Here is a 23,714-nt window from a genome sequence, read left to right as displayed (position 1 = left end):
CGTCCGGGCTGGCCCGTCGTCAGCCCTCGGGCTGGTTCCCCGGGTCCGTCAGAGACGGCCCCGGCGATCTTCTTGTTGGAACCTTGTCGATGGAAGCGCTCCCATCGACCGATGTTGCGACTGTAACGCCCGTCACGCCTTTGTGAAAGCCCCAAAACGAGATCGAAACAAGGACCTGATTCAGCGTCGCGCGCGCTTGTTGTGGGAGCGCTTCCATGGCAGACTGTCGATTCAACGCGACAGGAGCCACCTCGCGTGAGCGCGGGTCCACCGAGGGCAGCCGGCAGCAGCACTTCCGGTCACGGTTACCCGAACTGCCCCACCCCGGCCGGGCCCGGGGAGACCACCTTCCCGGCGCCTCGAATCCCCCGCGCACCACCACCCTCGCGGGCAAGGCGCCTCGCCGGGCACCATCCCGGCCTGGTCCGAGGAGACACCGCGCACATGAGACAACTGGCACGACGCCGTCGCGTGGCGATCATCGCCGCCATCGCGCTCGCCGTCGGCGGGGTGACCCTGCCCGCCGGCGCCGCACAGGCCGCACCCGCCTGCGATGTGGTCTATGCGACCAACGACTGGAACAACGGCTTCACCGCCAACGTCACCATCAAGAACCTGGGCGACCCGGTCAGCAGCTGGACGCTCAAGTGGACCTTCCCGAACAGCAGCCAGCGGGTCACCCAGGGCTGGTCGGCCAGATACAGCCAGTCCGGCAGCGAGGTCACCGCGACCAACGAGTCGTACAACGGCAACCTCGGCACCGGGGCCTCCACCACCATCGGCTTCAACGGCTCCTACTCGGGGAGCAACCCGAAGCCCACCTCGTTCACCCTCAACGGCACCCCCTGCAACGGCACCCCGGCCAACCAGCCGCCGACGGTCTCCCTCGACCTGCCGGCCGGGCCGTTCACCGCGCCGGCCGACGTGCCGCTGACCGCCACCGCCAGCGACCCGGACGGGACGATCAGCAAAGTCGAGTTCTACCGCAACGGCCTGCTGATCAACACCGACACCACCGCTCCGTACACCTACACCCAGGTGGGCCTCCCGGCCGGCAGCTACACCGTCCAGGCCAAGGCGTACGACAACGCCAACGGCGTCGGGGTCGCCGAAAAGGCGTTCACGGTCACCGCCCCCACCGGTCCGAGGCTGGTCGCCACCCCGTCCGCGGTGAGCGTCAACGAGGGTGGCACCACCACCTTCAACCTGAAGCTCAGCGCTGCGCCGACGGCCAACGTGCTGGTCACCCTCACCCGCACCGGCGACACCGATGTCACGGTCTCGCCGGCCACCGTCACGCTGACTCCGGCCAACTGGAACACCGGGGTCACCGTCACGGTCGCCGCGGCGGAGGACGCCGACACCGTCGGCGGCACCGCCACCATCACCGCCTCCGCCACTGGTCTCGCCCCGCTGGCGGTCACCGCCACCGAGATCGACAACGACACCCCCGGCGGCGACAACGCCTACATCGCGAAGTTCCTCGAGCAGTACGGCAAGATCAAGAACTCGGGCTACTTCAGCCCCGAGGGTGTGCCGTACCACTCGGTGGAGACGCTGATCGTCGAGGCACCCGACCACGGGCACGAGACCACCTCGGAAGCGTTCAGCTTCTGGCTCTGGCTGGAGGCGAACTACGGGCGGGTCACCCAGAACTGGTCCCCGTTCAACAACGCCTGGACGGTGATGGAAAAATACATAATCCCGTCGCACGCCGACCAGCCCACGGCGGGCTCCGCCGGCACCCCGCAGTACGCCGCGGAGTACAACCTGCCCAGCCAGTACCCCTCGGCGCTGAACCCGAACATCCCGGTCGGGCAGGACCCGCTCCGCTCGGAGCTGCAGTCCACCTACGGCACCGGTGACATCTACGGCATGCACTGGCTGCTCGACGTCGACAACACCTACGGCTTCGGCCGCTGCGGTGACGGCACCACCAAGCCGGCGTACATCAACACCTTCCAGCGGGGCACCCAGGAGTCGGTGTGGGAGACCGTCCCGCAGCCGTCCTGCGACACCTTCAAGCACGGCGGTCAGTACGGCTACCTCGACCTGTTCGTCAAGGACACCGGCGCCCCCGCCAAGCAGTGGAAGTACACCAACGCGCCGGACGCCGACGCCCGCGCCGTGCAGGCCGCGTACTGGGCGCTGACCTGGGCCAAGGCGCAGAACAAGCAGGCCGACGTCGCAGCCACCGTGGCCAAGGCCGCCAAGATGGGTGACTACCTGCGGTACGCGATGTTCGACAAGTACTTCAAGAAGATCGGCAACTGCGTCGGGGCCAGCACCTGCCCCGCCGGCAGCGGCAAGGACTCGGCGCACTACCTCCTGTCCTGGTACTACGCCTGGGGTGGCGCGTACGACACCAGCCAGAACTGGTCCTGGCGGATCGGCTCCAGCCACAACCACTTCGGCTACCAGAACCCGTTCGCGGCCTGGGCGCTGACCAACACGCCGGAGCTGAAGCCGCAGTCGGCGACCGCGGTCGCCGACTGGACCAAGAGCTTTGAACGGCAGCTGGAGTTCTACACCTGGCTGCAGTCCGCCGAGGGCGGCATCGCCGGCGGCGCCACCAACAGCTGGGACGGCAGCTACGCCCAACCGCCAGCGGGCACCAGCACCTTCTACGGCATGTTCTACGACGTCGACCCGGTCTACAACGACCCGCCGTCCAACCAGTGGTTCGGGATGCAGGCCTGGTCGATGCAGCGGATCGCCGAGCTGTACCTGCAGACCGGCAACGCCAAGGCCAAGGCACTGCTGGACAAGTGGGTGCCGTGGGCGATCGCCAACACCACCGTCGGCACCAACTGGTCGATCCCGTCGGACATGGCGTGGACCGGCCAGCCGACCACCTGGAACCCGAGCAGCCCGCAGCCCAACACCAACCTGCACGTCGAGGTCACCGTCAAGGGCCAGGACGTCGGCGTCGCCGCCGCCTACGCCCGGACCCTGACCGCGTACGCGGCCAAGTCGGGCAACGTGGCGGCCAAGAACACCGCCAAGGGGCTGCTTGACGCGCTGTACTCCGTCAGCGACACCAAGGGCGTCTCCACCACCGAGAAGCGTGGCGACTACCGGCGCTTCGACGACATCTACGACGCGTCCACCGGGCAGGGCACCTACATCCCGCCGGGCTGGACCGGGAAGATGCCGAACGGCGACAGCATCGTCGCCGGCAAGAGCTTCCTCGACATCCGGTCCTTCTACAAGAAGGACCCGGACTGGCCCAAGGTGCAGGCGTACCTGAACGGTGGTGCGGAGCCCAGCTTCAACTACCACCGGTTCTGGGCGCAGGCGGACGTCGCCATGGCGTACGCCGACTACGGCAGCCTGTTCCCGAACGGCTGAGGCGACCCGGGGGTGGGTGGCCTGGACCGCCCACCCCCGGGGTCCGGTCAGGGTCCGGGGAACGCCGGACCCTGGCCGGCTGACGGCCTGACTCCCACGGTCAGGCCGGGGTGGGTCAGCCATCTGGCCAACGCAGCGGATCGGCTGGCCCACCCCACCGCCCGGACTGGAGCTAGCCGCGAAAAAGCCCAGAAATTCTGGCCGTCACGGGATCACGCCGAAGTCCATGACGGAGTAACGTACGTCACCGGAGAGGCCGCTCCCCCCGTGGCGGCCTCTCCACTTATTTGCCCGCAAACCGTCCCCGGATTCGCCTGGGTCAGCGCGGCGGTGCGGCCGGATCCCCGGTGACCGGATGACGCAGACCCGGGTGCCCGGCCGGCAACGACCGCCGCAGCACCACCCAGCTCAGTGCCAGCGCCGCAGCGACCAGCGGCCAGGTCAGGGCCACTCGGGCCACCACCAGCGCGAGCACCTGCCCACCGGCGTACAGCGGCACGAACACCGCGAGCCGCACCAGGTAGGTCGCCGTCCACACCCAACTGGCCCGGCCGTACCCGCGCAGCAGCGCCGGGTCGCGCCGCCACCGGGCGCGTTGGCCCAGGACCGCGCCGACCAACACACCGAGCAGCGGCCAACGCACCACGATGCTGACCGTCCACGCGAGGGCGCTGGCGGCATTGGAGAGCACCTGGATCAGAAAGAAGTTCTCAGCCCGGCCGGTGCGCACCGCGATGATCGCCGCGACGCAGACGGCCAGCAACCCGATCAGCACCGAGCGCGGCCGGTCACCCCGACGCAGCCGTACGCCGGCCACCACCGCGCCCACGGCCAGCGCCGCGCCGACCCCACCCCACAACGACTCGCCGCCCAGCAACCAGCCTGCCGCGAACGCCAACGGCGGCAGGGTGGCGTCGACGGCACCGCGTCGCCCGCCCAGAAGATCCGCCAGCGATTCGACCCGCGCCGGCCCTCCGAGGCCCGGGTCGGCGCCCGTCCGCTGGGCCGGGCCGGGTTCGGCCTGGCCGCTGTCGCGCTCCGGCGTTCCGCCCATCACCGCCTCCTCGCCTCCGGCACAACCTAACCGGCGATCGGCGGCGGGCCACCGGCCGGCTGGCCGACAACGCCCGCTACGGTGTGCGGATGCGCGCGACGGCACGGGGTTGGACCGCGGTCTGGTTGGTCGTACTGGCCCTCGTCCAGGCGGCCGCCTTCCTCGCCGTGTGGCAGGTGGCCGTGCACTCCGAGATCGGCCAGTGGGTGGACACAGTCGCCCTGACCGGCAACCGGATCGGGCAGGACACCATCGACGGCCCGGTCGACCGGATCCTCAACGCGATGTCGGTGGTCTCCCTGCTGGCCGCCACCGCGACGATCGGGTTCATCGCGCTGATCCGGGGACGGATCGCCCTGGCCATCACCGCGACGCTGCTGATCGCCGGAGCGAACGTCACGACCCAGCTGCTGAAGTACGGGCTGAATCGGCCCGACTTCGGTCTCGACCCGGAGCGCGACGGGGTGGGCAACAGCCTGCCCAGCGGGCACGCCACGGTGGCCGCGTCGGTGGCCGTCGCGCTGATGCTCGTGCTGCCCCGGAAGGTACGAGCGGTCGGTGCCTTCATCGGTGCCGGCTACGCCGCCGTCGCCGGAGTCGCCACCCTCTCCGCCGGCTGGCACCGGCCCAGCGACGCGGTCGCCGCGTACCTGGTGGTGGGCGTCTGGGCGGCGTTGGCCGGGCTGGTCCTGCTGATCACCCAACGGGAGCAGGCCGAGGTCGCCCCCGGCGACGCGCACCGGATCGCCGCGTTGGTGCTGGGGGTGGGCGGTGTGCTCGCCCTGGTCGCCTGCGGGCTGTCCCTGGCCTGGCTGATCGAGCTGCGCGACACCGGGCCGGACGAGTTGGCCCGCCGGCCACTGTTCGTCGGGTACGCGGGCAGCGCCGCCGGGATCGCCGGCACGATGGCGGTGGTGATGGCGCTGGTGCTCAGCGTCGTGCACCGGCTGGTGCCCCGGGTCAAGGGCTGAACCGGCCGTGGATCCGGTCCGCGCGGCGTTCTCCGCCGAGTGCGCGCAGCTCACCGAGGTCCTGGCCGAACTGGTCGACGCCGACCTCGACCGGCCCACCGACTGCCCGCCGTGGACCGTCCGGGAGTTGATCGCGCACGTACGCACCGGAGTTGGGCGGCTGACCGACATGCTCGCCGCGTCGGCCCCGCCACAAGCGGAGGTGGACGCCGCCGGCTATTTCGGCAGGGCGAAGTTCACCCCGCAGGTCGACGCCGACCGGATCGCCAACGGCCAGCGCGACGCGCTGAAGGTCAACCGGGCGGCGCTGGCGACCGAGTTGGACCGGGCCTGGCGGGCCACCGACGCGGCGGTCGCCGCCGCACCGCCCGATCGGGTGGTGCGGACCCGGCACGGCGACGCGATGCGCCTCACCGATTTCCTGCGGACCCGGGTCGTCGAGGTGGGTGTGCACGGTCTGGACCTGGCCGCCGCGCTGGGCCGGCCGCCGTGGCTCACCCCACCGGCGGCCACGGTGATCGCCGACCTGCTCACCGGCGGGCGACCGGCACCGGCCGGACTGGGCTGGGACCGGCTCACGCTGATCCGCAAGACCACCGGCCGGATGGCGCTGACCGGCCCGGAACGGGCCGCGATCGACTCCGCCGGGTTCCGCTGGCTCGCCTTCGGCAGCTGACCCGGGTCAGCTCGCGGAGCGGGGTACGGGGACGTGCGGGGCGACGCCGCGCAGGTGCGTCAGCACCACCGGGTCGATCCGCCCCGGCACCAGCCGCTCCTCCAGGTTCTCCAGCCCGGCCCAGGAGACCAACGCGGCCTCCGTCCCGTCTTCGGCCACCGGATGGCCCAGCGCCCTGAGCAACGCCGTCACCTCCTCGGCGACCGCGCCGCTCAGGTCGAGCAGAGTCGCCGGGTCGGGCCGGCTGAACAGCATGGTGTGCACGGCGAGCAAGCGACCCAGTTCGGCCACCGGGTCGGGGTGGTCGTCGACCCGCAGGTCGACCACCACGTCGCTGGTGCCGCCGTACCCGCCGCCGCGCTCGACCACCAGCAGGCCGGCGCTCTGCCGGCCCCGTCGGTCGCCGCCGGCCTCGTCGCCGGCCCGCAGCGCGGCGACCAGCCGCTCGGCGAACGGCAGCGCCGACCCCGCCAGCCAGGCATCACCGAGTGCGTCGACGACCTCCGGGCCGGTGAGCACGTTGCCCTGCGCGGCCCAGCCGTCGCCGATCCGTCCGCCGGCCCACGGGTGGCAGGCCGGCCCGGTCCAACTGGCGCCCGGACCGTCGGCTCCCACAACGCCGAGCTGGCGGTGCTCCCGCTCAGGGTCGGCGGCGATCAGCCCCGCCACCACGTTGGCGGCGGTAACCCCGGTGCGCAGCAGGGTGAGGCCCTGCGGACGGTAGGCGAGATTGACGTGCGCCTGGGTGGCCAGTGCGCCGACCTCGGCGGCGGCGGCTGGCACCAGCGCACCGGCGGCGAGGAACTTGCTGGCCACCGCGACGCCGTGCAGGCGGCCGTCGGCGGAGCGGGCGACGAGCGAGAAGGTCACCCACCGAGACTAGGGCCTCGAACGCGCGTGCCGAGATCCGGGTGAGCGCGAAGACGCAGGCACCCTCCGCTGGCACGCACGCCCGGAAACCGGCGATTCTGCCTGGTGCGGGGATCTTGCTCGCGCGCCCTGTCAACCGGCACGATCGATCGGTGACGAATCGATGGGGCATGACTGTGCCGTTGGGCGGGATCGCACTGGCCCACCATGATGCGGCCTACGCGGCCCTCGACCGGGCCGGGTTCACCGACGTCTGGTCGTCCGAGGTCGCCGGGACCGACGCGTTCACCCCGCTGGCGCTCGCCGCGGCCTGGCAGCCCCGGCTGAGGTTGGGCACCGCGATCACGCCGGTCTTCACCAGGGGCCCCGGGCTGCTGGCGATGAGCGCGGCAGCGCTGGCCGAGGCCGCGCCGGGCCGGTTCTCGCTCGGCATCGGCGCGTCCTCGCCGGTGCTCGTACGGGACTGGAACGCCGTACGGTTCGACGAGCCGTTCCGGCGCACCCGCGACGTCCTGCGTTTCCTGCGCGCCGCGTTGCGTGGCGAGACGGTCGACGAGGTCTACGACACGTTCACGGTGCGCCGGTTCACGCTGGAGCGACCGCCGCAGGTGCCGCCACCGATCCTGCTCGCCGCGCTGCGCCCGGGGATGCTCCGGCTGGCCGGCGCGGAGGCCGACGGGGTCATCCTCAACTGGCTCAGCGCTGACGACGTGCCGCGCGCCCTCGGCGAGTTGGGCGAACGGCGCGCTGGCTTCGAGGTCGCCGCCCGGATCTTCGTCTGCCCCACCGAGGACGCCGCCTACGCCCGCGCGTTGGGCCGCCGGCTCATCACCAGCTACCTCACCGTCCCCGCGTACGCCGAGTTTCACCGCTGGCTCGGCCGCGACGAGACGCTCGGGCCCATGTGGCAGGCCTGGGCCGCCGGTGACCGGCGCGGCGCCAGCGCGGCGGTGCCGGACGAGGTGGTCGACGCCCTGGTGTTGCACGGCACGCCGGAGCGGTGCCGCGCCCAGGTGCGCCGCTACGCCGACGCTGGCGTGGATGTGCCGATCTTCGCGCTGCTGCCGACCCCGGAGGTGACCGCCGGCGGCGCTGCCGCGCTGCTCACCCTCATCGCCCAGTTGGGCGCCAACCCCGTAGGAGCGTCCGCGTGAACCTCACCGACCGGATCGTGGTGGTCACCGGTGGTGGCGGCGGCATCGGTGCCGCGCTGTCGCGCAGGTTCGCCACCGAGGGGGCCGCCGCCGTGGTGGTCGCCGACCTGGACGCCGACGCGGCTCGCGCGGTGGCCGAGGACATCGGCCCGATCGCGTACGCCACCGCCCTCGACGTCACCGACGAGGAGCAGGTCCGCGCACTGGTCGCCGACACCGAGCAGCGGTACGGCCGCATCGACCTGTTCTGCGCCAACGCGGGCGTGACCACCGGCGGGGGAGTGGAGGTCGACGACGCCGGCTGGGACCGGGCGTGGCGGGTCAACGTGCTCGCCCACGTCTACTCGGCCCGGGCGGTGCTGCCCGGAATGCTCGCCCGGGGCGGCGGCCACCTGCTGCACACCTGCTCGGCGGCGGGTGTGCTGACCGCGGTGGGCGACGCCGCGTACACCGCGACGAAGCACGCCTCGGTGGGGTTCGCGGAGTGGCTGTCCATCACCTACCGGGACCGGGGCATCCGGGTCAGCGCGCTCTGCCCGCAGGGCGTGGACACCCCGATGCTCGCCGGCGGGATCCGCGAGGGCCACCTCGGCGCCCGGGTGATCGCCGCGTCCGGTGCGGTGCTCACCCCGGACCAGGTCGCCGACGCGGCCATCGCCGGCCTGGCCGAGGAACGCTTCCTGATCCTGCCGCACCCGGAGGTCGCCGACTACGCGCGCCGCCGTGCCGAGGACCCGGACGGCTGGCAGGCCGGCATGCGCAAGCTCGTCCGCCGCCTGACCGCCTGACCAGGCTCGACCTGGCCTGGTCCGGCTCGGCCTGGCTCGGCCTGGCCCGGCCTGGCCTGGTCCGGCCCGGCCTGGCGCGGCCTGGCTCGGTCAGGACCGGTCGAGTCGGACCAGGCACCCGAAGGTCGCCGATGGCGCCCTAGCCGGGCGGCTTCGCCAGCCGCTCCACCCGGGTCCAACCGGACCAGCCACGCTCGCGCATCAGGTTCCGGAGTCGCTCCGCTCGCGGGTCGGTTTCGACGGCGAGCGCGTCCAGAAGGTCAGGCAGATCGTCCTGCGCCTCGTCGACGAGGACGTCACCGGAACTGTAGGCCTGCTCGACCAGGGCGGCCATGATGTCGGCGGCCTCCTCCAGCAGCGCGTCCTCGCCCGCGTCGCTGTCGAAGATCTCCGACAGGACCCGATAGAGCCGAACGACCTGCGGGTCGTCGAGCTGCGCGAGTTTCGCCGGCATCCACTCGATGATGCGATCGGGCCAGCGAGCCGCGACCAGGATCCACCCGTCCCGTTCAGCCTCCACCATCCGCTTCGACGCCCCGATGGCCCGAAGTCGATCGAGGTAGGAGACCACCTGCGGGGAGAGCGTCAGACTGTCCCCGGCAGTGAGCTGCGCGATCTGCTTGCGGCTGGACTCAAGCCGTTCGATCTCGTCCCGCAGGTGGCTGTCGATCCTCTGGACCGCTTCGGCGAAGGTCGACGCGTCGGCTTCGAGCATCTGACCGATCTGGGACAGCGGCACGCCTGCGTTGGCGAGGGTGCGGATCTTGATGAGGGACACGACTGCCGTTGCGCCATACCGCCGGTAACGCGAAGCATCCCGTTCCGGCTCGGGCAGTAGCCCGATCTGGTGATAGTGCCGCACCGCCCGCACGGTGACGCCGGCGTACGCCGCCAGTTGACCGATCGTCAGCATGCTCTGATCCTGCCCCCACCTCGCCCAGACCCGGTCGACACGGCTCAGGAGATCTTGCGACGGTAGGACATGGTGGCGAAGAAGTAGGCGACGATGAGGATGCCGACGCACCAGCCGAGGGCGATCCAGATGCCGGTGCCGACCGCTTGCTGTGTGAGCAGGTCGCGGATCGTGTTGACGATGGAGGTCACCGGTTGGTGTTCGGCGAAGGCGCGCACCGGGCCGGGCATGGTGTCGGTGGGCACGAAGGCCGAGCTGATGAACGGCAGGAAGATGAGCGGGTAGGAGAATGCGCTCGCGCCTTCCACCGACTGTGCGGTGAGGCCAGGGATCACGGCGATCCAGGTCAGCGCCAGAGTCAACAGGATGAGGATGCCGGCGACCGCGAGCCAGGCCAGCACTCCAGCTCCCGAGCGGAAGCCCATGACGAGGGCGACGAGGACGACGACCACGAGCGAGATCACATTGGCGACCAGCGAGGTCAGGACGTGCGCCCACAGCACGCCTGATCGGGCGATCGGCATGGACTGGAATCGCTCGAAGATTCCGCCCTGCATGTCGTTGAAGAGCCGGAACGCGGTGTAGGAGATTCCCGACGCGATAGTGATGAGCAGGATGCCGGGCAGCATGTAGTTCACATACGAGACGGCTCCGGTGTCGATCGCACCGCCGAACACGTAGACGAACAGCAGCATGATGGCGATCGGCGTGATCGCGGTCGTGATGATGGTGTCCAGGCTGCGGGTGACGTGGCGCATGGTCCGTCCCGTGAGGACGGCGGTGTCGGCGAAGAAGTGCGTGGCCATTGTTGTTGTTCCTTACTTCTTGTTCGACTCGGTCATGCGGCCTTGGCTGCCCTCAGCGGCGTCGCCGTCGACGTCCTCGCTGGCGTCGCCGACGACCGCGAAGAAGACGTCTTCGAGGGAGGGCTGCTTCTCGACGTATTCGACCTTGGCGGGCGGCAGCAGCTGCTTGAGCTCGGCCAGGGTGCCGTCGACGATGATCCGACCCTGGTGGAGGATCGCGATCCGGTCGGCGAGTTGTTCGGCCTCCTCCAGATACTGAGTGGTGAGCAGCACGGTCGTGCCGCCCGCCGCGAGCTCCTTGACGGCCTGCCACACCTCGATGCGCGCCTCCGGGTCCAGCCCGGTCGTCGGCTCGTCGAGGAAGATGACCGGCGGGTTCCCGATGAGACTCATCGCGATGTCCAGCCGGCGGCGCATGCCACCGGAGTACGTCGCCACCCTCCGGCGGCCCGCCTCGGTCAGTGAGAAGCGCCCCAGTAGGTCATCCGCGATCGCGCCCGGGTCCTTGAGGTGCCTCAGCCTGGCAACCAGGACGAGGTTCTCCCGCCCGCTGAGGATCGCGTCGACCGCCGCGAACTGCCCGGTGAGGCTGATGGACTCGCGTACCTCGGCGGCCTGTGTAACGACATCGAAGCCGCTGACCCGGGCAGTCCCTGCGTCGGCCTTGAGCAGCGTGGACAGGATCTTCACCACCGTGGTCTTGCCCGCCCCGTTCGAGCCGAGCAGGGCGAAGATGCTGCCCCGCGCCACATCGAGGTCCACGCCGCGCAGCACACGCAGCTCCTTGTACGACTTCTCCAGTCCCTGCACGTGGATCGCAGGCCCCTGGACCTGATTGGTTGTTGCCGGGATGCTCATGGCAGCCAGCATGGAGGGTTGACGCAGCGTCAAGGTCAAGCTGTCACGGAATTGAGGAACAGCCGTCGGAGGGTGCTGTCGTGGAGGATGAATCGCCAGCCGTTGAAAAGGTCGGTGGCGCGCGGCGTTGTTCAGCGGCGGCGTAGCGGGCCGGGGTGGATCGACCAGAGCAGCCGTCGCCACCACGGGCGGGCGGCGCGCAGCCCCTCCACGTAGGTGGTGGCCACCGCACCGGCGCGGTCGGCCTGGGCCGCGGTGGCGGTGCCGGGCGCAAAGGCCACCTGGTTGAGCAGAGCGGCCAGGTCGTCGACCCCGACCCCGCCCGGCGCCTGGCCCGTGCCGCCGGGCACGAGGGCCACTCCGCCCGGCACCTCGCGGTGGTCGCCGCTGGCGGCGGCGTCCGGGTCGCCCGGCCTGCCGCCGGACCGTTTGATGCGAGCGTCGAGCAGAGCCTGCCGAGCCTGGCCGGCCACCTCGGTGGCCGCCAGGTCGTCGCCAACCAGCCTTCCCGCCAGGCGCAGCGCGTCGGTGACCTCCCGCCAGGCGCCGATGATGCGCTGACCGGGGTCGCCCCGGACGAGTCGGGCGCGGGTGAGCGAGCGGCGCATCGCCACCAGCGTGAGCAGCAGCGCCCCCACCAGCAGCAACAGGCCGCCACTGCCGCCAGCGACCAGCACCGGCGTGGAAACCCCGCCACCGCCGGGCGGCCCGTCGGCGGCGGCGACCGGCTCGGGCGACGCGGTCGGCTCCGCGGTGGGCTGCGGCGCCTCCGAGGGCGGCGGGTCCTCCGGCGTCGGGCGGAAGTCCTCCTCAACCGGCCTCGGCTCGTCGTTCGGGCGGGGCAGCGGGTCGAACGACACCCAACCCAGCCCGTCGAAGAGCACCTCCGGCCAGGCGTACGCGTCGCCGGCCAGCACCGGCCCCTGCCCGGCTCGGAAACCCACCACCACCCGGGTCGGCAGCCCGGAGAGCCGGCCCAGCACCGCGAACGCCGCCGCGAACTGCTCCGAGGTGCCCTCCTGCCCGCCGCCGCTGCGCGGCCCGAAGAGAAAGAAACCCAGATTCGGGTACGCGTGCCCGCTCGGCGCGTCCGTCACCACCCGGTAGTGCTCGGCCAGGAACTGCTCGATCGCCGAAGCCCGCGCGAACGGGGCGCCGTTCTCCTCCGCGAGCTGCGCGGCCAGCCGGCGCATCGGGTCGGGCACCCCGTCGGCGACCCGCAGCACCCGGGCCACCTCATCGCCGGCGGGCACGTTCGCGCTGGCCAGCAGATTGTTGTCCGGGCGCTCCCGGGCCGACGTCACCGTGTACCGCAGCCCCGGCGTCAGCCCCTCCGGCCGGATCAGTGTCCCCGTCGCCGGGTCGTACGCCACCCGCGCGCCGCTGACCTCCCGAGGCGTTGCCACGGCGGGCAGCAGCCGACCGGTCAGCTCGGCCACGGTGATCTCCTGCTGGACGGTCTCTACCGTGCTGTCCCGGGCCGGTGCCGTGGCCGGCAGGATCCGACCGGCGTTGCGGTACGTCGCGCCGACCCGCCAGGTCACGCCGTCGTAGTCACTGAGCACCGCCAACCGGATCCGCACACTGCCACCGGCGTCGTTCGCCTGGCCCGGACCGTCGGTCCCGTCATCGGAACCGCCGTCCGGCTCGGTGCCGCCCGCGTTCGGCGAACTGCCGCCGGTCGGCGCATCGGAGCGCTCCGTGCTCACGTCGAGGAGTTTCTGCTCCGGGTGCAGCGCCCAGCCGGAGATCCGGATCAACGGGTTCTCGTCGAGGGTCTGCACCTGCGGCGGCTCCACGTACCGGCGCGGGTCCACCGGCCGGCCGTCGACCTGATCGGCGACGACCGGGCCGAGCAGCGCGACCAGCCCGACCACCAGAACCACGCCGAGCGCCGCCGTGCCGGCCAGCCGGAGCCGCACCGCCGCGCGTACCCCCGGGGCGAGATTGGCCGTCGGATCGCCGCTGGCCGGCGCCGCGCTGGTCGGGGTCGCCAGGCCGACCGCCGCGACCGCGACGAACGCCAGCGTCGCCCCGACCGCCGGTTCGGCGTTCGGGCCGACCACGTAGAGGGCGGCGGCGTAGAGCCCCGCCGCCGGCAGGTAGCCCAGCAACACCCGGCCGGCGCGCAGCGCCACCTCCGCACCCGCCAGCCCGGCCAGCCAGGCGGCGACGACGGGCACCAGCACCGTGTCCGGTGTGGGCTCCACCGGGATCATCGCGGTGAGCAGCCGGGGGATGCCGTTGCGGGCGGCGTCCGCGGTGACCTCCAGCAGGCCGCCCGGTAACTCGGCGTGAGTGGCGGCCAGCCGCAGCGACCAGAGCGTCCAACCGGCCATCGCGGCGACCGACACCGGCGCCACCAGCCAGGACGGCAGCCGCCGGATGGCCACGCTGACCAGCACCGAACCCGCCGCGGCGCCGATGACCAGCCAGGTCAGCAGGTCACCCGCGTACACCCGGCCGAGCACCACCCCGGCGAGCGCGGTCAGCCCGATCAGCGCCAGCGGGACGACGGTCGCCCGCAGCACCCACACGGCGCGCGTCACCACCGGCGTACCCCGTCCCACTCGGCGGCGAACTGCGCGCCGTCCGCCGCGTCGACGACCACCAGGCCGGCCGCGCCCGGCGGCGTCGGCTCGGCCGCGCCAAACACCCCGACCAGCACCGACGGGTACGCCCCGCGCAGCCCCCCTAGGTGGCCCAGCTCGTCCCGGCCGCCCGGCCCGGTCAGGAAGATCAGCGTGTCGCCGAGCCGGTCCTGCCGCAGCCGGGTGGTCGCCGCGCGGACCGCGTCAGCGTCGCCGGAGAGTTCGGCGGCGGCGAGCCGGTCCAGCGGCCCGAGCGCGGGCCCAAGGTCCGCCTTCCCGTCGGGCGTCCCCGTCTCGGCCGGCGCGTCCGCCTCCGCGGCGGCGAACAGCAACACCATCGGCAGGTCCGCGCGGTGCGCGGCGGTGACGATCGACGCTGCCGCCTCGCAGGCCGACTCGAACGACTCGGCCACCCCACCCACCCGCTGCGAATGCGCGGCGGCGCGGTTGTCCAGCAGGACGACGAGGCGCGGCAGGCTGGTGTCCACGTTCTCCCGCACCATCAGCTCACCCACCCGGGCGCTGGTCCGCCAGTGCACCCGGCGCAGCTCGTCGCCGACCACGTACTCCCGCAGCGAGTTGAACGTGATCGACCCGTGCGGCACCCCGTCCACCCGACCGTCGAGGCTGCGCCCCGCGCCGGTGGGCACCGCTGTCAGCGGGTGGACCCGGGGGTACACCCAGACCGGCACCGCCGCACCGTACGGGCGGGCCACCGCCACCAACCCCAGCGGGTCGCGACGGGTCACCCGCAGCGGCCCGACCGGCACCACCCCGCGACGATGGGTCGGCACGTCGTAGCGGACCTCAGTGTCCCGGCCGGGCCGCAGGCGCAGCACCGGCACCGGCACGCTGCGCTGCCCGCACCGGTCCTCGGCCAGCAGGTTCGCCGACCGCAGCCGGCCGGTATTGCGCACCGTCAACGTCATGCTCGCCGGCTCGCCGCGCGCCACCCGGTCCGGGTCGGCGCGGCGGGTCACCGTCAGCCGGGGCCGCCAGGCCGCGACAAGTGCGGCGTAGCCGACGGCCGCTCCGGCCGCAGCGCCGAGCAGCGTCAACTCGGGGTACGCGAACCGGAAACCCGTCCCCAGCAGGACGACGGCGGCGACGAGCAGCCCGACCCCACGGGCGGTGATCCCCACACCGCTGCTGCCGGTCAGCCCTGCACCGGAGCGGGCTGCCCCGACGGCAGGGGCACCGGCACCGAGGAGATGGCCTGACGCAGCACCTCTCCGGCGGTCATCCCGCGGACCTGGGCGTCCGGGGTGAGCAGTAACCGATGCGCGAACACCGCCTCGGCGAGAGCCTTCAGATCCTCCGGCATGATCCAACCTCGACCGTCGATCAGCGCGTACGCGCACGCCGCACGGGTCAACGCGATCACACCTCGGGGGCTGACCCCGACGCGCACCTGCGGGTGGGTGCGGGTGGCGGCGGCGAGCCGGACCGCGTACGCGTAGAGCGGCTCGGCGATGTGCACCCGGCGGGCCATCCGGACCATCTCCCCGACGGTGGCGGTGTCGGTGACCGGGGCGAGCGCCTCCGGGGAGCGTACTGTCGCGCCGCGCAGCACCTCCACCTCGACCGCCTCGTCCGGGTAGCCGACGGACAGCTTCACCAGGAAGCGGTCCAACTGCGCCTCGGGCAGCCGGTAGGTGCCGTCCATCTCCACCGGGTTCTGGGTGGCCACCACCAGGAACGGCGACGGCACCGGGTGCCGGACCCCATCCACGGTGACCGTGCGTTCCTCCATCACCTCCAGCAGCGCCGACTGGGTCTTCGGCGACGCACGGTTGATCTCGTCGGCGATGACGATGTTGGCGAAGACCGGCCCCGGATGGAACTCGAAGTCCCGGGTCGCCTGGTTGAAGATCGTCACACCGGACACGTCCGAGGGGAGCAGGTCCGGTGTGAACTGGATGCGCCGCCACTCACCCTTCACCGTGGCGGCGATGGCCCGCGCCAGGGTCGTCTTACCGACCCCGGGCACGTCCTCCAAAAGCACATGACCCTGCGCGAAGAGCGCGGTCAGCGCCAGCCGCACCACCTGCGGCTTGCCGAGCACCACCGCGTTGACGTTCTCGGCCAGCCGGGCGGCCAGAGCGGCGAAGCCCTGGACCTCCGGCTGGGTGAGCGGCTCGTGGGTGTTCACGATCGGTGGTGCTCCTTGCCTGGTGGCTCAGCAGGTGGGCAGGACGTTGATGTTGTCGCCGCCCTCCAGGTTGAGCCAGGCCCACGGGATGTAGTTCTTCCCGCTGTACTCGACCTGCACCCACCAGGTGCTGCGCTTGTCGTTGTTATAGATGTAGGCGTAGACCTCTTCGCCCGACTTCTTGCAGTACGCCTGCAGCCGGGTGCCCGGCTTCGCCCAACCCACCTGCTTGTCGTTGTCCTGTCGCGGAACCGAGAAAATCTCGTTGCCGTTTCGGCCATCACGGTCGCGGTCGCAGTAGGTCGACTCGGGCCCGGACGCCCCGTTACGGCAGGTCGCGATCCCGTGCAGCGGCTGCGTGTCCTGTGCTCTCGTCGCGGTGCCCTTACCGGCGGCGTTGCTCGCCGTCACCGTGAACGTGTACGCCGTCCCCGGCGTCAGCCCCGTCATCGTGATGCTGGAACACGCCCCGGCCTTCGCCGGCTCACCCGACGTGCTCAGCGAGCAGGTGGCCTTGCCGCCGCCCGCGTCCACGGTGAACGTGACAGTCGCCGACGTGGCGGTCGCCGACGAGCCGGTGACCGTGACCCGGGGCGCGGCGACCGTACGCGCCGTGGCGGTGGCCTCCGGGCCGGGCCCGGCCTCGTTGACCGCCTTCACCTTCACGGTGACGTTCTGGCCGTTGCCCAGCCCGGTGACGGTCGTGCGGGTCTCGGTCACCTCGCTCGTCTTGCCACCGACGTCCACCAGGTACTTCGTCACCGGCCGGCCGTTCGTCTCCGCCGGCGACCACTGCACCGTGACCGCGCCCGGCTGGTCGGCGACCGTCCCGGCCTGCAGGTCGAGCGGCCGGCCGGGCGCCGCGAACGGCACCACCGTGTTGCTCACCGGCGACGCCGCCGACCCGGCGCCCTTGTCGTTGACCGCCACGACGGTGAACGCGTACTGGGTGCCGAACTCCAACTCACCGGCCGGCACCACCAGTTCCGTCTTCGTCGACTCGCCGGCCGGCGCGTTCGTCCCCGCCGAACTGGCCGTCACCGCGTACCTCGCGATGGTGTTGCCCTGCCCGTTCGCGGCCGGCCACTTCACCACCACCGTGCCGTCCGGCCGCTCCTGGGCGGTGACGCTCGCCGGCGGGTCGGGCACCGCGGCGGTCGGGGTCACCGGGTTGCTGGTGCGCGACGGACCGTCGCCCTTGGCGTTGACCGCGTGCACTGCGAACCGGTACGTCTCGCCGTTGGTCAGACCCTTGACCTCGACCGCACGCTGGTTGGCGCCCACCTCCAGGCGTTGGTCGGCGCCCTCCACCACGTACTTGATGATCTCGGCGCCGTTGGCGGCGGCTGGCCGCCAGCTCACCCGCGCCTGCGCGTTGCCGGCGGCGGCGGTGACGCTTCGCGGCGCGCTGGGCTTGCCCACCCGAGGCTTCTTCGGCGGGGGCGGCGGCGGGGGAACCGGTGGCGGGTCGCCGCCGAGCACGTCGTTGGCGTACTTGTTGACCTCGCGCACCTGGTGTTTGTCGTCGACCACCCGGGCCGTCGCCGAGTCGGGCGAGTTGATGAAGAGGTGGTTCTCCCGGACCTCCAGTTCCAGCGGGCCGTTCGCCCGTCCACCGATGGTCTCGACCAGCTGACCGCCCGCGTCGAAGGAGTAAATGGTGCCGGTGGCCTCGTCAGCGCAGTAGAAGCGGTCGGCCCAGGCCACCGCCGGGCTGAGCCGGTCGCCCTCGCCCGGCACGGTGAACGCTCTCTCCTCACCACCGTCACCCACCACCAGCACCCGCCGATCGGCCGTCACGGTGACCGGGACCCGCGACCCGCTGGTGCGCGCGGGCAGTGCCGCCGGACCGGACAGCGTCAACGGCGTCGGATGCACCTCGCCGCGCTGCACGCGCACCAGCTTCCCGGCCGTCCGGTCGAGCACCGCCACACCATCATCCAGGGTGGAAACCACCAGCTCGTGGCTGGCCTCGGCGACGTCGTACGACTCGACGCGCTCCGGGCTCAGCCCGGCACCGGCGTTCGCTGCCGAGGCCGGCGCGGACGGCAGCTTCGCGGCGGTGATCGCCGAGACGGTGCCCTCGCTGGGCACCGCGATCCAGAGCCGGCCCGCACCGTCGAAGGTGCCGCCGGTGATGCCCGGGGGGTAGCGCACCGGCTCGCCGACCGGAGACAGCGACCGCGGGTCGAGTTGCCGCACGATGCCCTGCACGGCGTCGACGACGAACGCCGCGTCCTCGTGCAGGGCGACGCTCACGCCCAGGCCAGGAGTGGTCCGGGTGGTCGCGGTGAGCTGCAGGGTCGCCAGGTCCAGTGAGCTGACCTGCCCGGTCTGCAGGTCACGCAGGATCAGCAGTCGGTCGGTCTGGGTGACCTGCATCGGGTGCCGACTGGCGCCGGGGATCTCGGTCCGGGTGTCCACCCGGGCGGTGACCCCGTTGACCCGGGCCAGCTCGCTGCGCGCCGCGCTCCACAGCCAGGAACTCGCGTCGTAGTTGGCCACCGCGTTGTCGGCTGCGCCCAGCCCGAGGACGGTCAGCCCCATGGCGGCCAGCAGCGCGGTCACCGTGCCGACGGTCACCAGCCCGCCGCGAAGCCGGGACCGGGAGCGGGGGGCATCGGTCGGTAAGGCGTCCTCGATGATGGCCACAGCCGGCTGCCTCCCCTGAGTCGTGGCAGGTGGCACGCCTCGCGGCGACCCTCCCCTGAGCCGGGTGCCATCATATGGCGCTGCTGATGACGGGGGGAACCCGCACGGTCACCCCTGTGGATACCCAGCGTGTGCGTTGTGGACGCCCGGCTCAGCTCGGTTCAGCGTGGCGACGGCCGACCCGAGGGCTCTCGGGTCGACGGGGTGGTGCGCTCCCGCGCGGTGCAGACCTGTCCCGAGGTCGCGAAGCTGTCGGTGGAGTAGACCGCCAACACGGTGAAGCAGTGATCCACTCGTGAGTTCAACCCGTTGACCGTGTAGCTGGTCCTGCCCGGGTCCACGGTGGCCATCACCCCCAGAGCCTGCCCGGCCCGACCGGCAGCGACCATGAACGGCACCGCACCGCCGGACGGATCCGTCCAGGTCAGCGTGATCGTGGCCGAGTCGTCCCGCAGCTTCACATCCCCGGGCGGCGGACCGGCCGCCGTCGGCGCCGCCGACGTCGGTGCCGCAACCGTCGGCGCGGTCCCGGTCGACGGCGGCGGGTCGTCGCGGGTGAGCACCACCGCACCCAGACCGGCCACCGCCACGACGGCCACCCCGGCCGCCACCACCGCGCCGATCAGCGTCGCACGGCCTCGGCCCGTCGACCCGGTGTCATCGGCGTACGCCGACCGGAAGGCGTCCTGCAACGGGCGGGACTGCTGGTCCGGGTACGGCGCCTGGATCGGGTGGTGCTCCGGTGTCGGGTACTGGTCCTGTGTCGGGTAGTGGCCCTGGTGGTACTGCTGGGCCGGTCGTGGCGCGGTTGGTGGCGGCATCGTCGGGTCGGTGCCGGCGGCCGGTGACCAGACTGCCGGCGGCGGCTCGACCGATGTCGCGACGGGGCTCGACTGCGCGACGATCGGGCCTGGTGGGGAGGCCACGGGCTGGCTCGATCTGGCGTCACCCCCGGTCGGGCCACTGCTCGCCGGAACGGACGGGAACACCTCGGTCTGATCGGACGGCGCGACCCGGGCCGGCTGCGTCGGCACCATCAGGGCATCGACGGTGGCCGACCAGAGCTCACTGTCCGCGGCCACCGGGGACGGGTCGGCAGAGCCGACGGCGGACGTCGGCAGTGGTTGCGGTGGCGCGCTGCTGCTCCACGGGGGTGCGGTCAAGCCCCACGGCGGCACGGGTGGCCCGCTCACCGGTGGCCCGGAGACGGGTTGTCCGTAGGGTGGCCCGGAGACGGGTTGCTGGACACCGGGCGGAGCGGACACCGGGTAGGTGTGCCCAGGTGGTGCGGACACGGGTTGCCCGTAGCCGGGTGGTCCGGAGACCGGGTACGGGTGCGCTGGTGGTCCCGAGACTGGGTACGGGTGGCCAGGTGGTCCGGAGACCGGGTACGGGTGCGCTGGTGGTCCCGAGACCGGGTACGGGTGGCCAGGTGGCGCGGAGATTGGTTGCGGGGGAGCGGGCGGCGCGCTGACGGGGTGGGCTGGTGGTCCGCTCACCGGGTGCGCCGGCCCTGGATGGTCACGGGTCGGGGATGGACTGCCCGGCGATGTCACCTCGGTGCCGGACACGTTGTGCGATTCGCTCGGCCCGGTTGACCTGGCTGCGGCGCGGGCAGCCTCCTCAGCGAGCAGTGGTTCGATCTGCCGTACCTGGATCGTGGGGTCGTCCCAGCGGGGTGCCGGCAGCGCCGGTGCTGCCGGGCTGGCGGCCGACGCCGGGGCGGGGGCCGAGGGTCGGGGTGGCACGTCGACCGTCGGGTGGGCCGCCTGGTCGCTCACCCGCTGACGCGGTGCTACACCTGGCCCGGACGGCGGTCGGTGCGGTGCCCGCTGATCGGACGACGACGCCGGCCGGCCTTCAGCCCTCGGCCGAGGCAGCGGGCCGACCGCTGGCTGGGAAGGCCCGGGCGGCTGCTGATCGGCACGTTGACGCGGCGGCGCCGTGGGCCCGGTCGGTTGCTCAGCGCGTCGACGCGTTGGCGCCGCAGGCCCGGGCGGTTGCTGGTCGGCGCGTTGACGCGGCGGCGTTGCAAACGTGGATGCAGCCGTTGGCGGGCCGGGCGGCACCGGTGCGATCGAGGAGGACGCCGGCGGGACGGACGCCACCCGAGGGACCGGCGCTGGCGCCACGGTGGCGTCGCTGGGCGGGGTGGATGCGCCGGGTGCGCGTACCCCCGGAGAGGCTTGCTGGGGCGTGGCCGCCGGTTGCGGCGGAGCCCAGGGTGAGGTGGCGGCCGACGGGCCGCCAGCAGAGGGTCGCATCGCGGCCAGGGTCGCCAGGGACAGAGTCGGGCCAGACAGTGCCGACCGGGCGCCCGACTCGGTCGCCGCAGCGACCGGGGCCGGGCTGGACGTCGACGGTGAGCCGTGCTGCTCGCTCGGCGTCGACGTGGACAGGGCGAGGTAGGCGCGGGCGGCGCGGACGACCGGGTGGCCCTCCCCGAGCGCGGCGGGCCCGGCAGTGGCGACGCGCGTGTAGTTGCGGCGGGCCTCGTGCCGGTTGCCCAGCTCCTCCGCCACCTCGGCGAGCTCGAAGGCGAGCGCCAGCATCATCGGGTCAGAGTGCTCCCAACGCCGCTCGCCCGCCGCGAAAGCCTCCTCCAGCACGCGGCGGGCGGCAAGTGGGTCGTCCGCCTCCCGGTGCAGCCGGGCCAGCAGGTGCGCGGTGTGCAGCACCTCGGGGTGGTCGACGCCGTACGGCGGGGGAGCGGATCCGACGGCCTCCGCAAGCAGCTGCCGGGCGGCGCTGAGGTCGCCCGCGACGCGCAGGGCGAGAGCCCGGTGTTGGGCGGCTGCCAAGGGGGAGGGATGGGACACGTGGCAATGCTGCCGTCAGAGGGTGGCCGGACGCTACCCGGACACGCGTTGGTGGTGTGTCGCTGTGGTCGTTCGAGGCGGCTTGAGTAGCGGCGGGAGCGCCAGGAGACCGGCGCCGGAAGGCGATGTGCATGATCCACGAGCGGCGTGTACAGTAACTCCCCGTGCGGCCCGCCGTGCCGACATCGGATGGAAAGATCATCTGGGTCGGCGAGGTAGGCTGAATGTGTAGGTCCGGGTGGCGGAATGGCAGACGCGCTAGCTTGAGGTGCTAGTGCCCGTATAGGGCGTGGGGGTTCAAGTCCCCCCTCGGACACCAAATTGCAGCATCCATGCTGTGTTTCGCGTACTCGTGGTCAAGCGCGCTTGACCACGCAGATCTCATCTCAACGACGCCTTCGACCGAGCCTGTCTCGATCGGGGGCGGTTGTCGTGGCTGAGCGTTCTGTGGCTCCCGTCATTCCGCCCGTGCTGCTGTCGGACCGACAGCCGGGGCAGCGTCAGCCGCGCGGTGGAGCTCCTCGCCGCCCACCGTTGCCGCTGCCGGTCCTGCCGACACCGCGCACAGGCACGATGCTGTACGGCCTAGCGGCCATCGACGTCAGTGGCCGAATCGCGGACCGCACGATCATCCGTGCTCTCGGATGGGCACCGGGCACCCGCCTGCACATCCGCGAGGGCTCCGGAGTCATCGTCGTCCGGCTGGATCGGCAGGGCGTCTTCACCGTCACCGGCCAAGGTCATCTCCATCTGCCGTCGGCGGTGCGGCATTGGTGCGGTCTCACCGCCGGGGATCGGGTGCTGCTGGCCGCCAATCCTCCCGAGGGTCTACTCGTGGTGCATCCTCCGGCCGCGCTGGATGCGATGGTCGTGGCGGTTCACGCAGGTGTGCTGGGTGGTGGTCAGGAATGAGTGACACCACCGTGGGCCGGGCAGAGCTGGACGCTGCCCGGTTGCTGCTGGCCCGGATGGGGATCTCGCCGGCTGATCTTGTCGAGGCGGTGTCGGACCGTGCGCCCGCGCCAACGTTCGCCGAGTACGTGCCGGTGGTAGCGGCGGCGGTCAGTGACGGTACCCGGCGGGCGTACGGCTCGTACTGGAAACGGGTCCTGGAGCACTGGGGACAGCGGCGGCTCGACGAGCCGACGCCTTCGGAGATCGAGCAGCTCGCGGAGTACGCCAAGACGCACGTGGTGGCGCGGCGCAATGCCCGAGGTGGGCGAAGTGCGGCGGAGCATCTGATCGCCGCGTTGCGGTGCCTGTACAAGCGGGCTGTCGCCGACGGGATCATTGCTGCGGGGGACAACCCCGCACTGAAGGTGGCCAAGCCGAGGCGGCTGCCGAGTACCAGACGCGCAGTGGCCGATGCCAGACTTGCGGAGATCAACGCCGTCGCCGCCAGCACGGGTGACGATCCTGCGCTGGACAGCCTGCTGCTGCGGCTGCACACCGAGACGGCGTGCCGCCGGGGCGGTGCGCTAGCTCTGCGGCCGGTCGATCTGGACCCGGACCAGTGCCTCATCCTGCTGCGGGAGAAGGGTGACACGGTGCGGTGGCAGCCGGTGTCACCGACGCTGATGAGGCATCTGCAGCAGCATGCCGAGGAGCGTCAGGCGACGGGGACGGGGCAGCTGTTGCGTTACCGCAACGGGCAGCCGATCACCTACCGGCGGTACGACCACCTGTGGGTGCGCATCGGTGAGCACCTGCCGTGGGTGTACGTGCAGCAGATCAGCACGCACTGGCTGCGGCACACGACGTTGACGTGGGTCGAGCGGAACTTCGGCTACGCCGTTGCCCGCGCGTACGCCGGGCACTCCGACAGCGGCAGCGAGGTCGGCACCACCAGTACGTACGTCCGGGCGAGTCTTCAGGAGGTGGCCGCGGCTCTGGCGGCGCTGACCAACGAGCCTCATCCCCTCGCTTGAGCTGGAACCGATCGCGGGTGGGCCTGGCGGTCACGTCCAGGTCCACCCGCGGGAGCTACTTCGTAACAGCGCCGATGTCTTGCAGGGGGGGCCGGCGCTTCCTGCCGGCTGTCGGCGGCGCAGCTGCTCCA

17 protein-coding genes and 1 tRNA gene are annotated in these 23,714 nt (G+C 72.1%); 8 read left to right on the top strand and 10 right to left on the bottom strand.

Annotated elements, in window-relative coordinates; translation table 11 throughout:
* Positions 1-444: 444 nt before the first annotated feature.
* Positions 445-3,351: a glycoside hydrolase family 48 protein gene (locus OG811_RS00540; RefSeq protein ID WP_406071277.1), complete on the top strand. Its 2,907-nt coding sequence runs from the start codon at positions 445-447 to the stop codon at positions 3,349-3,351.
* Positions 3,352-3,670: 319 nt separating this feature from the next.
* On the opposite strand, the gene OG811_RS00535 is transcribed toward OG811_RS00540, so the two are convergent.
* Positions 3,671-4,405: a DUF3159 domain-containing protein gene (locus OG811_RS00535; RefSeq protein ID WP_406071275.1), complete on the bottom strand. Its 735-nt coding sequence runs from the start codon at positions 4,403-4,405 to the stop codon at positions 3,671-3,673.
* Positions 4,406-4,488: 83 nt separating this feature from the next.
* On the opposite strand from OG811_RS00535, the gene OG811_RS00530 reads away from it, so the two are divergent.
* Both OG811_RS00530 and OG811_RS00525 read left to right on the top strand, forming a co-directional pair.
* A complete protein-coding gene (locus OG811_RS00530) occupies positions 4,489-5,376 on the top strand; it encodes a phosphatase PAP2 family protein (RefSeq protein ID WP_406071274.1) in 888 nt (295 codons plus the stop codon).
* A 7-nt stretch (positions 5,377-5,383) separates the two neighbouring features.
* Entirely contained in the window at positions 5,384-6,052 is a 669-nt protein-coding gene (locus OG811_RS00525; protein ID WP_406071273.1) for a maleylpyruvate isomerase N-terminal domain-containing protein, read from the top strand.
* A gap of 6 nt (positions 6,053-6,058) precedes the next feature.
* On the opposite strand, the gene OG811_RS00520 is transcribed toward OG811_RS00525, so the two are convergent.
* Positions 6,059-6,922: a DUF1028 domain-containing protein gene (locus tag OG811_RS00520; protein WP_406071271.1), complete on the bottom strand. Its 864-nt coding sequence runs from the start codon at positions 6,920-6,922 to the stop codon at positions 6,059-6,061.
* A 170-nt stretch (positions 6,923-7,092) separates the two neighbouring features.
* On the opposite strand from OG811_RS00520, the gene OG811_RS00515 reads away from it, so the two are divergent.
* Both OG811_RS00515 and OG811_RS00510 read left to right on the top strand, forming a co-directional pair.
* Positions 7,093-8,076, top strand: a complete 984-nt coding sequence (locus tag OG811_RS00515; protein WP_406075423.1) for an LLM class F420-dependent oxidoreductase — start codon at positions 7,093-7,095, stop codon at positions 8,074-8,076.
* Entirely contained in the window at positions 8,073-8,864 is a 792-nt protein-coding gene (locus OG811_RS00510) for an SDR family oxidoreductase (protein ID WP_406071270.1), read from the top strand. Before OG811_RS00515 ends, OG811_RS00510 begins: the two co-directional genes overlap by 4 nt.
* A gap of 139 nt (positions 8,865-9,003) precedes the next feature.
* On the opposite strand, the gene OG811_RS00505 is transcribed toward OG811_RS00510, so the two are convergent.
* The 8 genes from OG811_RS00505 to OG811_RS00470 form a co-directional block, all read right to left on the bottom strand.
* Positions 9,004-9,777, bottom strand: coding sequence for a MerR family DNA-binding transcriptional regulator (locus OG811_RS00505; protein WP_406071268.1), 774 nt, complete (start codon positions 9,775-9,777; stop codon positions 9,004-9,006).
* A 44-nt stretch (positions 9,778-9,821) separates the two neighbouring features.
* Entirely contained in the window at positions 9,822-10,583 is a 762-nt protein-coding gene (locus tag OG811_RS00500; RefSeq protein WP_406071267.1) for an ABC transporter permease, read from the bottom strand.
* A gap of 12 nt (positions 10,584-10,595) precedes the next feature.
* On the bottom strand, positions 10,596-11,441 hold the full coding sequence (locus tag OG811_RS00495) for an ABC transporter ATP-binding protein (protein ID WP_406071266.1): 846 nt from the start codon (positions 11,439-11,441) through the stop codon (positions 10,596-10,598).
* A 131-nt stretch (positions 11,442-11,572) separates the two neighbouring features.
* Positions 11,573-13,990, bottom strand: coding sequence for a transglutaminaseTgpA domain-containing protein (locus tag OG811_RS00490; RefSeq protein ID WP_406071265.1), 2,418 nt, complete (start codon positions 13,988-13,990; stop codon positions 11,573-11,575).
* Entirely contained in the window at positions 13,987-15,174 is a 1,188-nt protein-coding gene (locus tag OG811_RS00485) for a DUF58 domain-containing protein (RefSeq protein ID WP_406071264.1), read from the bottom strand. Before OG811_RS00485 ends, OG811_RS00490 begins: the two co-directional genes overlap by 4 nt.
* 14 nt (positions 15,175-15,188) lie before the next feature.
* Positions 15,189-16,184 (bottom strand): AAA family ATPase, encoded by a 996-nt coding sequence (locus OG811_RS00480; protein ID WP_406071263.1) that lies wholly within the window; start codon positions 16,182-16,184, stop codon positions 15,189-15,191.
* A gap of 27 nt (positions 16,185-16,211) precedes the next feature.
* On the bottom strand, positions 16,212-18,836 hold the full coding sequence (locus OG811_RS00475) for a fibronectin type III domain-containing protein (RefSeq protein ID WP_406071261.1): 2,625 nt from the start codon (positions 18,834-18,836) through the stop codon (positions 16,212-16,214).
* 161 nt (positions 18,837-18,997) lie between these two features.
* A complete protein-coding gene (locus OG811_RS00470; protein ID WP_406071259.1) occupies positions 18,998-21,655 on the bottom strand; it encodes a hypothetical protein in 2,658 nt (885 codons plus the stop codon).
* Positions 21,656-21,887: 232 nt separating this feature from the next.
* Here OG811_RS00470 and OG811_RS00465 point away from each other — a divergent pair.
* The 3 genes from OG811_RS00465 to OG811_RS00455 all read left to right on the top strand — a co-directional run bounded on the left by OG811_RS00465 (position 21,888) and on the right by OG811_RS00455 (position 23,583).
* Positions 21,888-21,974, top strand: a tRNA-Leu gene (locus OG811_RS00465).
* A gap of 254 nt (positions 21,975-22,228) precedes the next feature.
* Entirely contained in the window at positions 22,229-22,567 is a 339-nt protein-coding gene (locus OG811_RS00460; protein WP_406071257.1) for an AbrB/MazE/SpoVT family DNA-binding domain-containing protein, read from the top strand.
* Entirely contained in the window at positions 22,564-23,583 is a 1,020-nt protein-coding gene (locus tag OG811_RS00455; RefSeq protein ID WP_406071256.1) for a tyrosine-type recombinase/integrase, read from the top strand. Before OG811_RS00460 ends, OG811_RS00455 begins: the two co-directional genes overlap by 4 nt.
* Positions 23,584-23,714 lie beyond the last annotated feature (131 nt).

It is taken from the genome of Micromonospora sp. NBC_01638, assembly GCF_045209745.1.
In the GTDB taxonomy this organism is placed as follows: Bacteria; Actinomycetota; Actinomycetes; order Mycobacteriales; family Micromonosporaceae; genus Micromonospora.
This window is presented reverse-complemented; position numbering and strand designations above follow the sequence as displayed.

Bases quoted from the DNA above. Each gene is read 5' to 3' on its own strand.
- OG811_RS00540 (WP_406071277.1), top strand. From the start codon at position 445: ATGAGACAACTGGCACGACGCCGTCGCGTGGCGATCATCGCCGCCATC.
- OG811_RS00535 (WP_406071275.1), bottom strand. From the start codon at position 4,405: ATGGGCGGAACGCCGGAGCGCGACAGCGGCCAGGCCGAACCCGGCCCG.
- OG811_RS00515 (WP_406075423.1), top strand. From the start codon at position 7,093: ATGACTGTGCCGTTGGGCGGGATCGCACTGGCCCACCATGATGCGGCC.
- OG811_RS00505 (WP_406071268.1), bottom strand. From the start codon at position 9,777: ATGCTGACGATCGGTCAACTGGCGGCGTACGCCGGCGTCACCGTGCGG.
- OG811_RS00500 (WP_406071267.1), bottom strand. From the start codon at position 10,583: ATGGCCACGCACTTCTTCGCCGACACCGCCGTCCTCACGGGACGGACC.
- OG811_RS00495 (WP_406071266.1), bottom strand. From the start codon at position 11,441: ATGAGCATCCCGGCAACAACCAATCAGGTCCAGGGGCCTGCGATCCAC.
- OG811_RS00460 (WP_406071257.1), top strand. From the start codon at position 22,229: ATGCTGTACGGCCTAGCGGCCATCGACGTCAGTGGCCGAATCGCGGAC.
- OG811_RS00455 (WP_406071256.1), top strand. From the start codon at position 22,564: ATGAGTGACACCACCGTGGGCCGGGCAGAGCTGGACGCTGCCCGGTTG.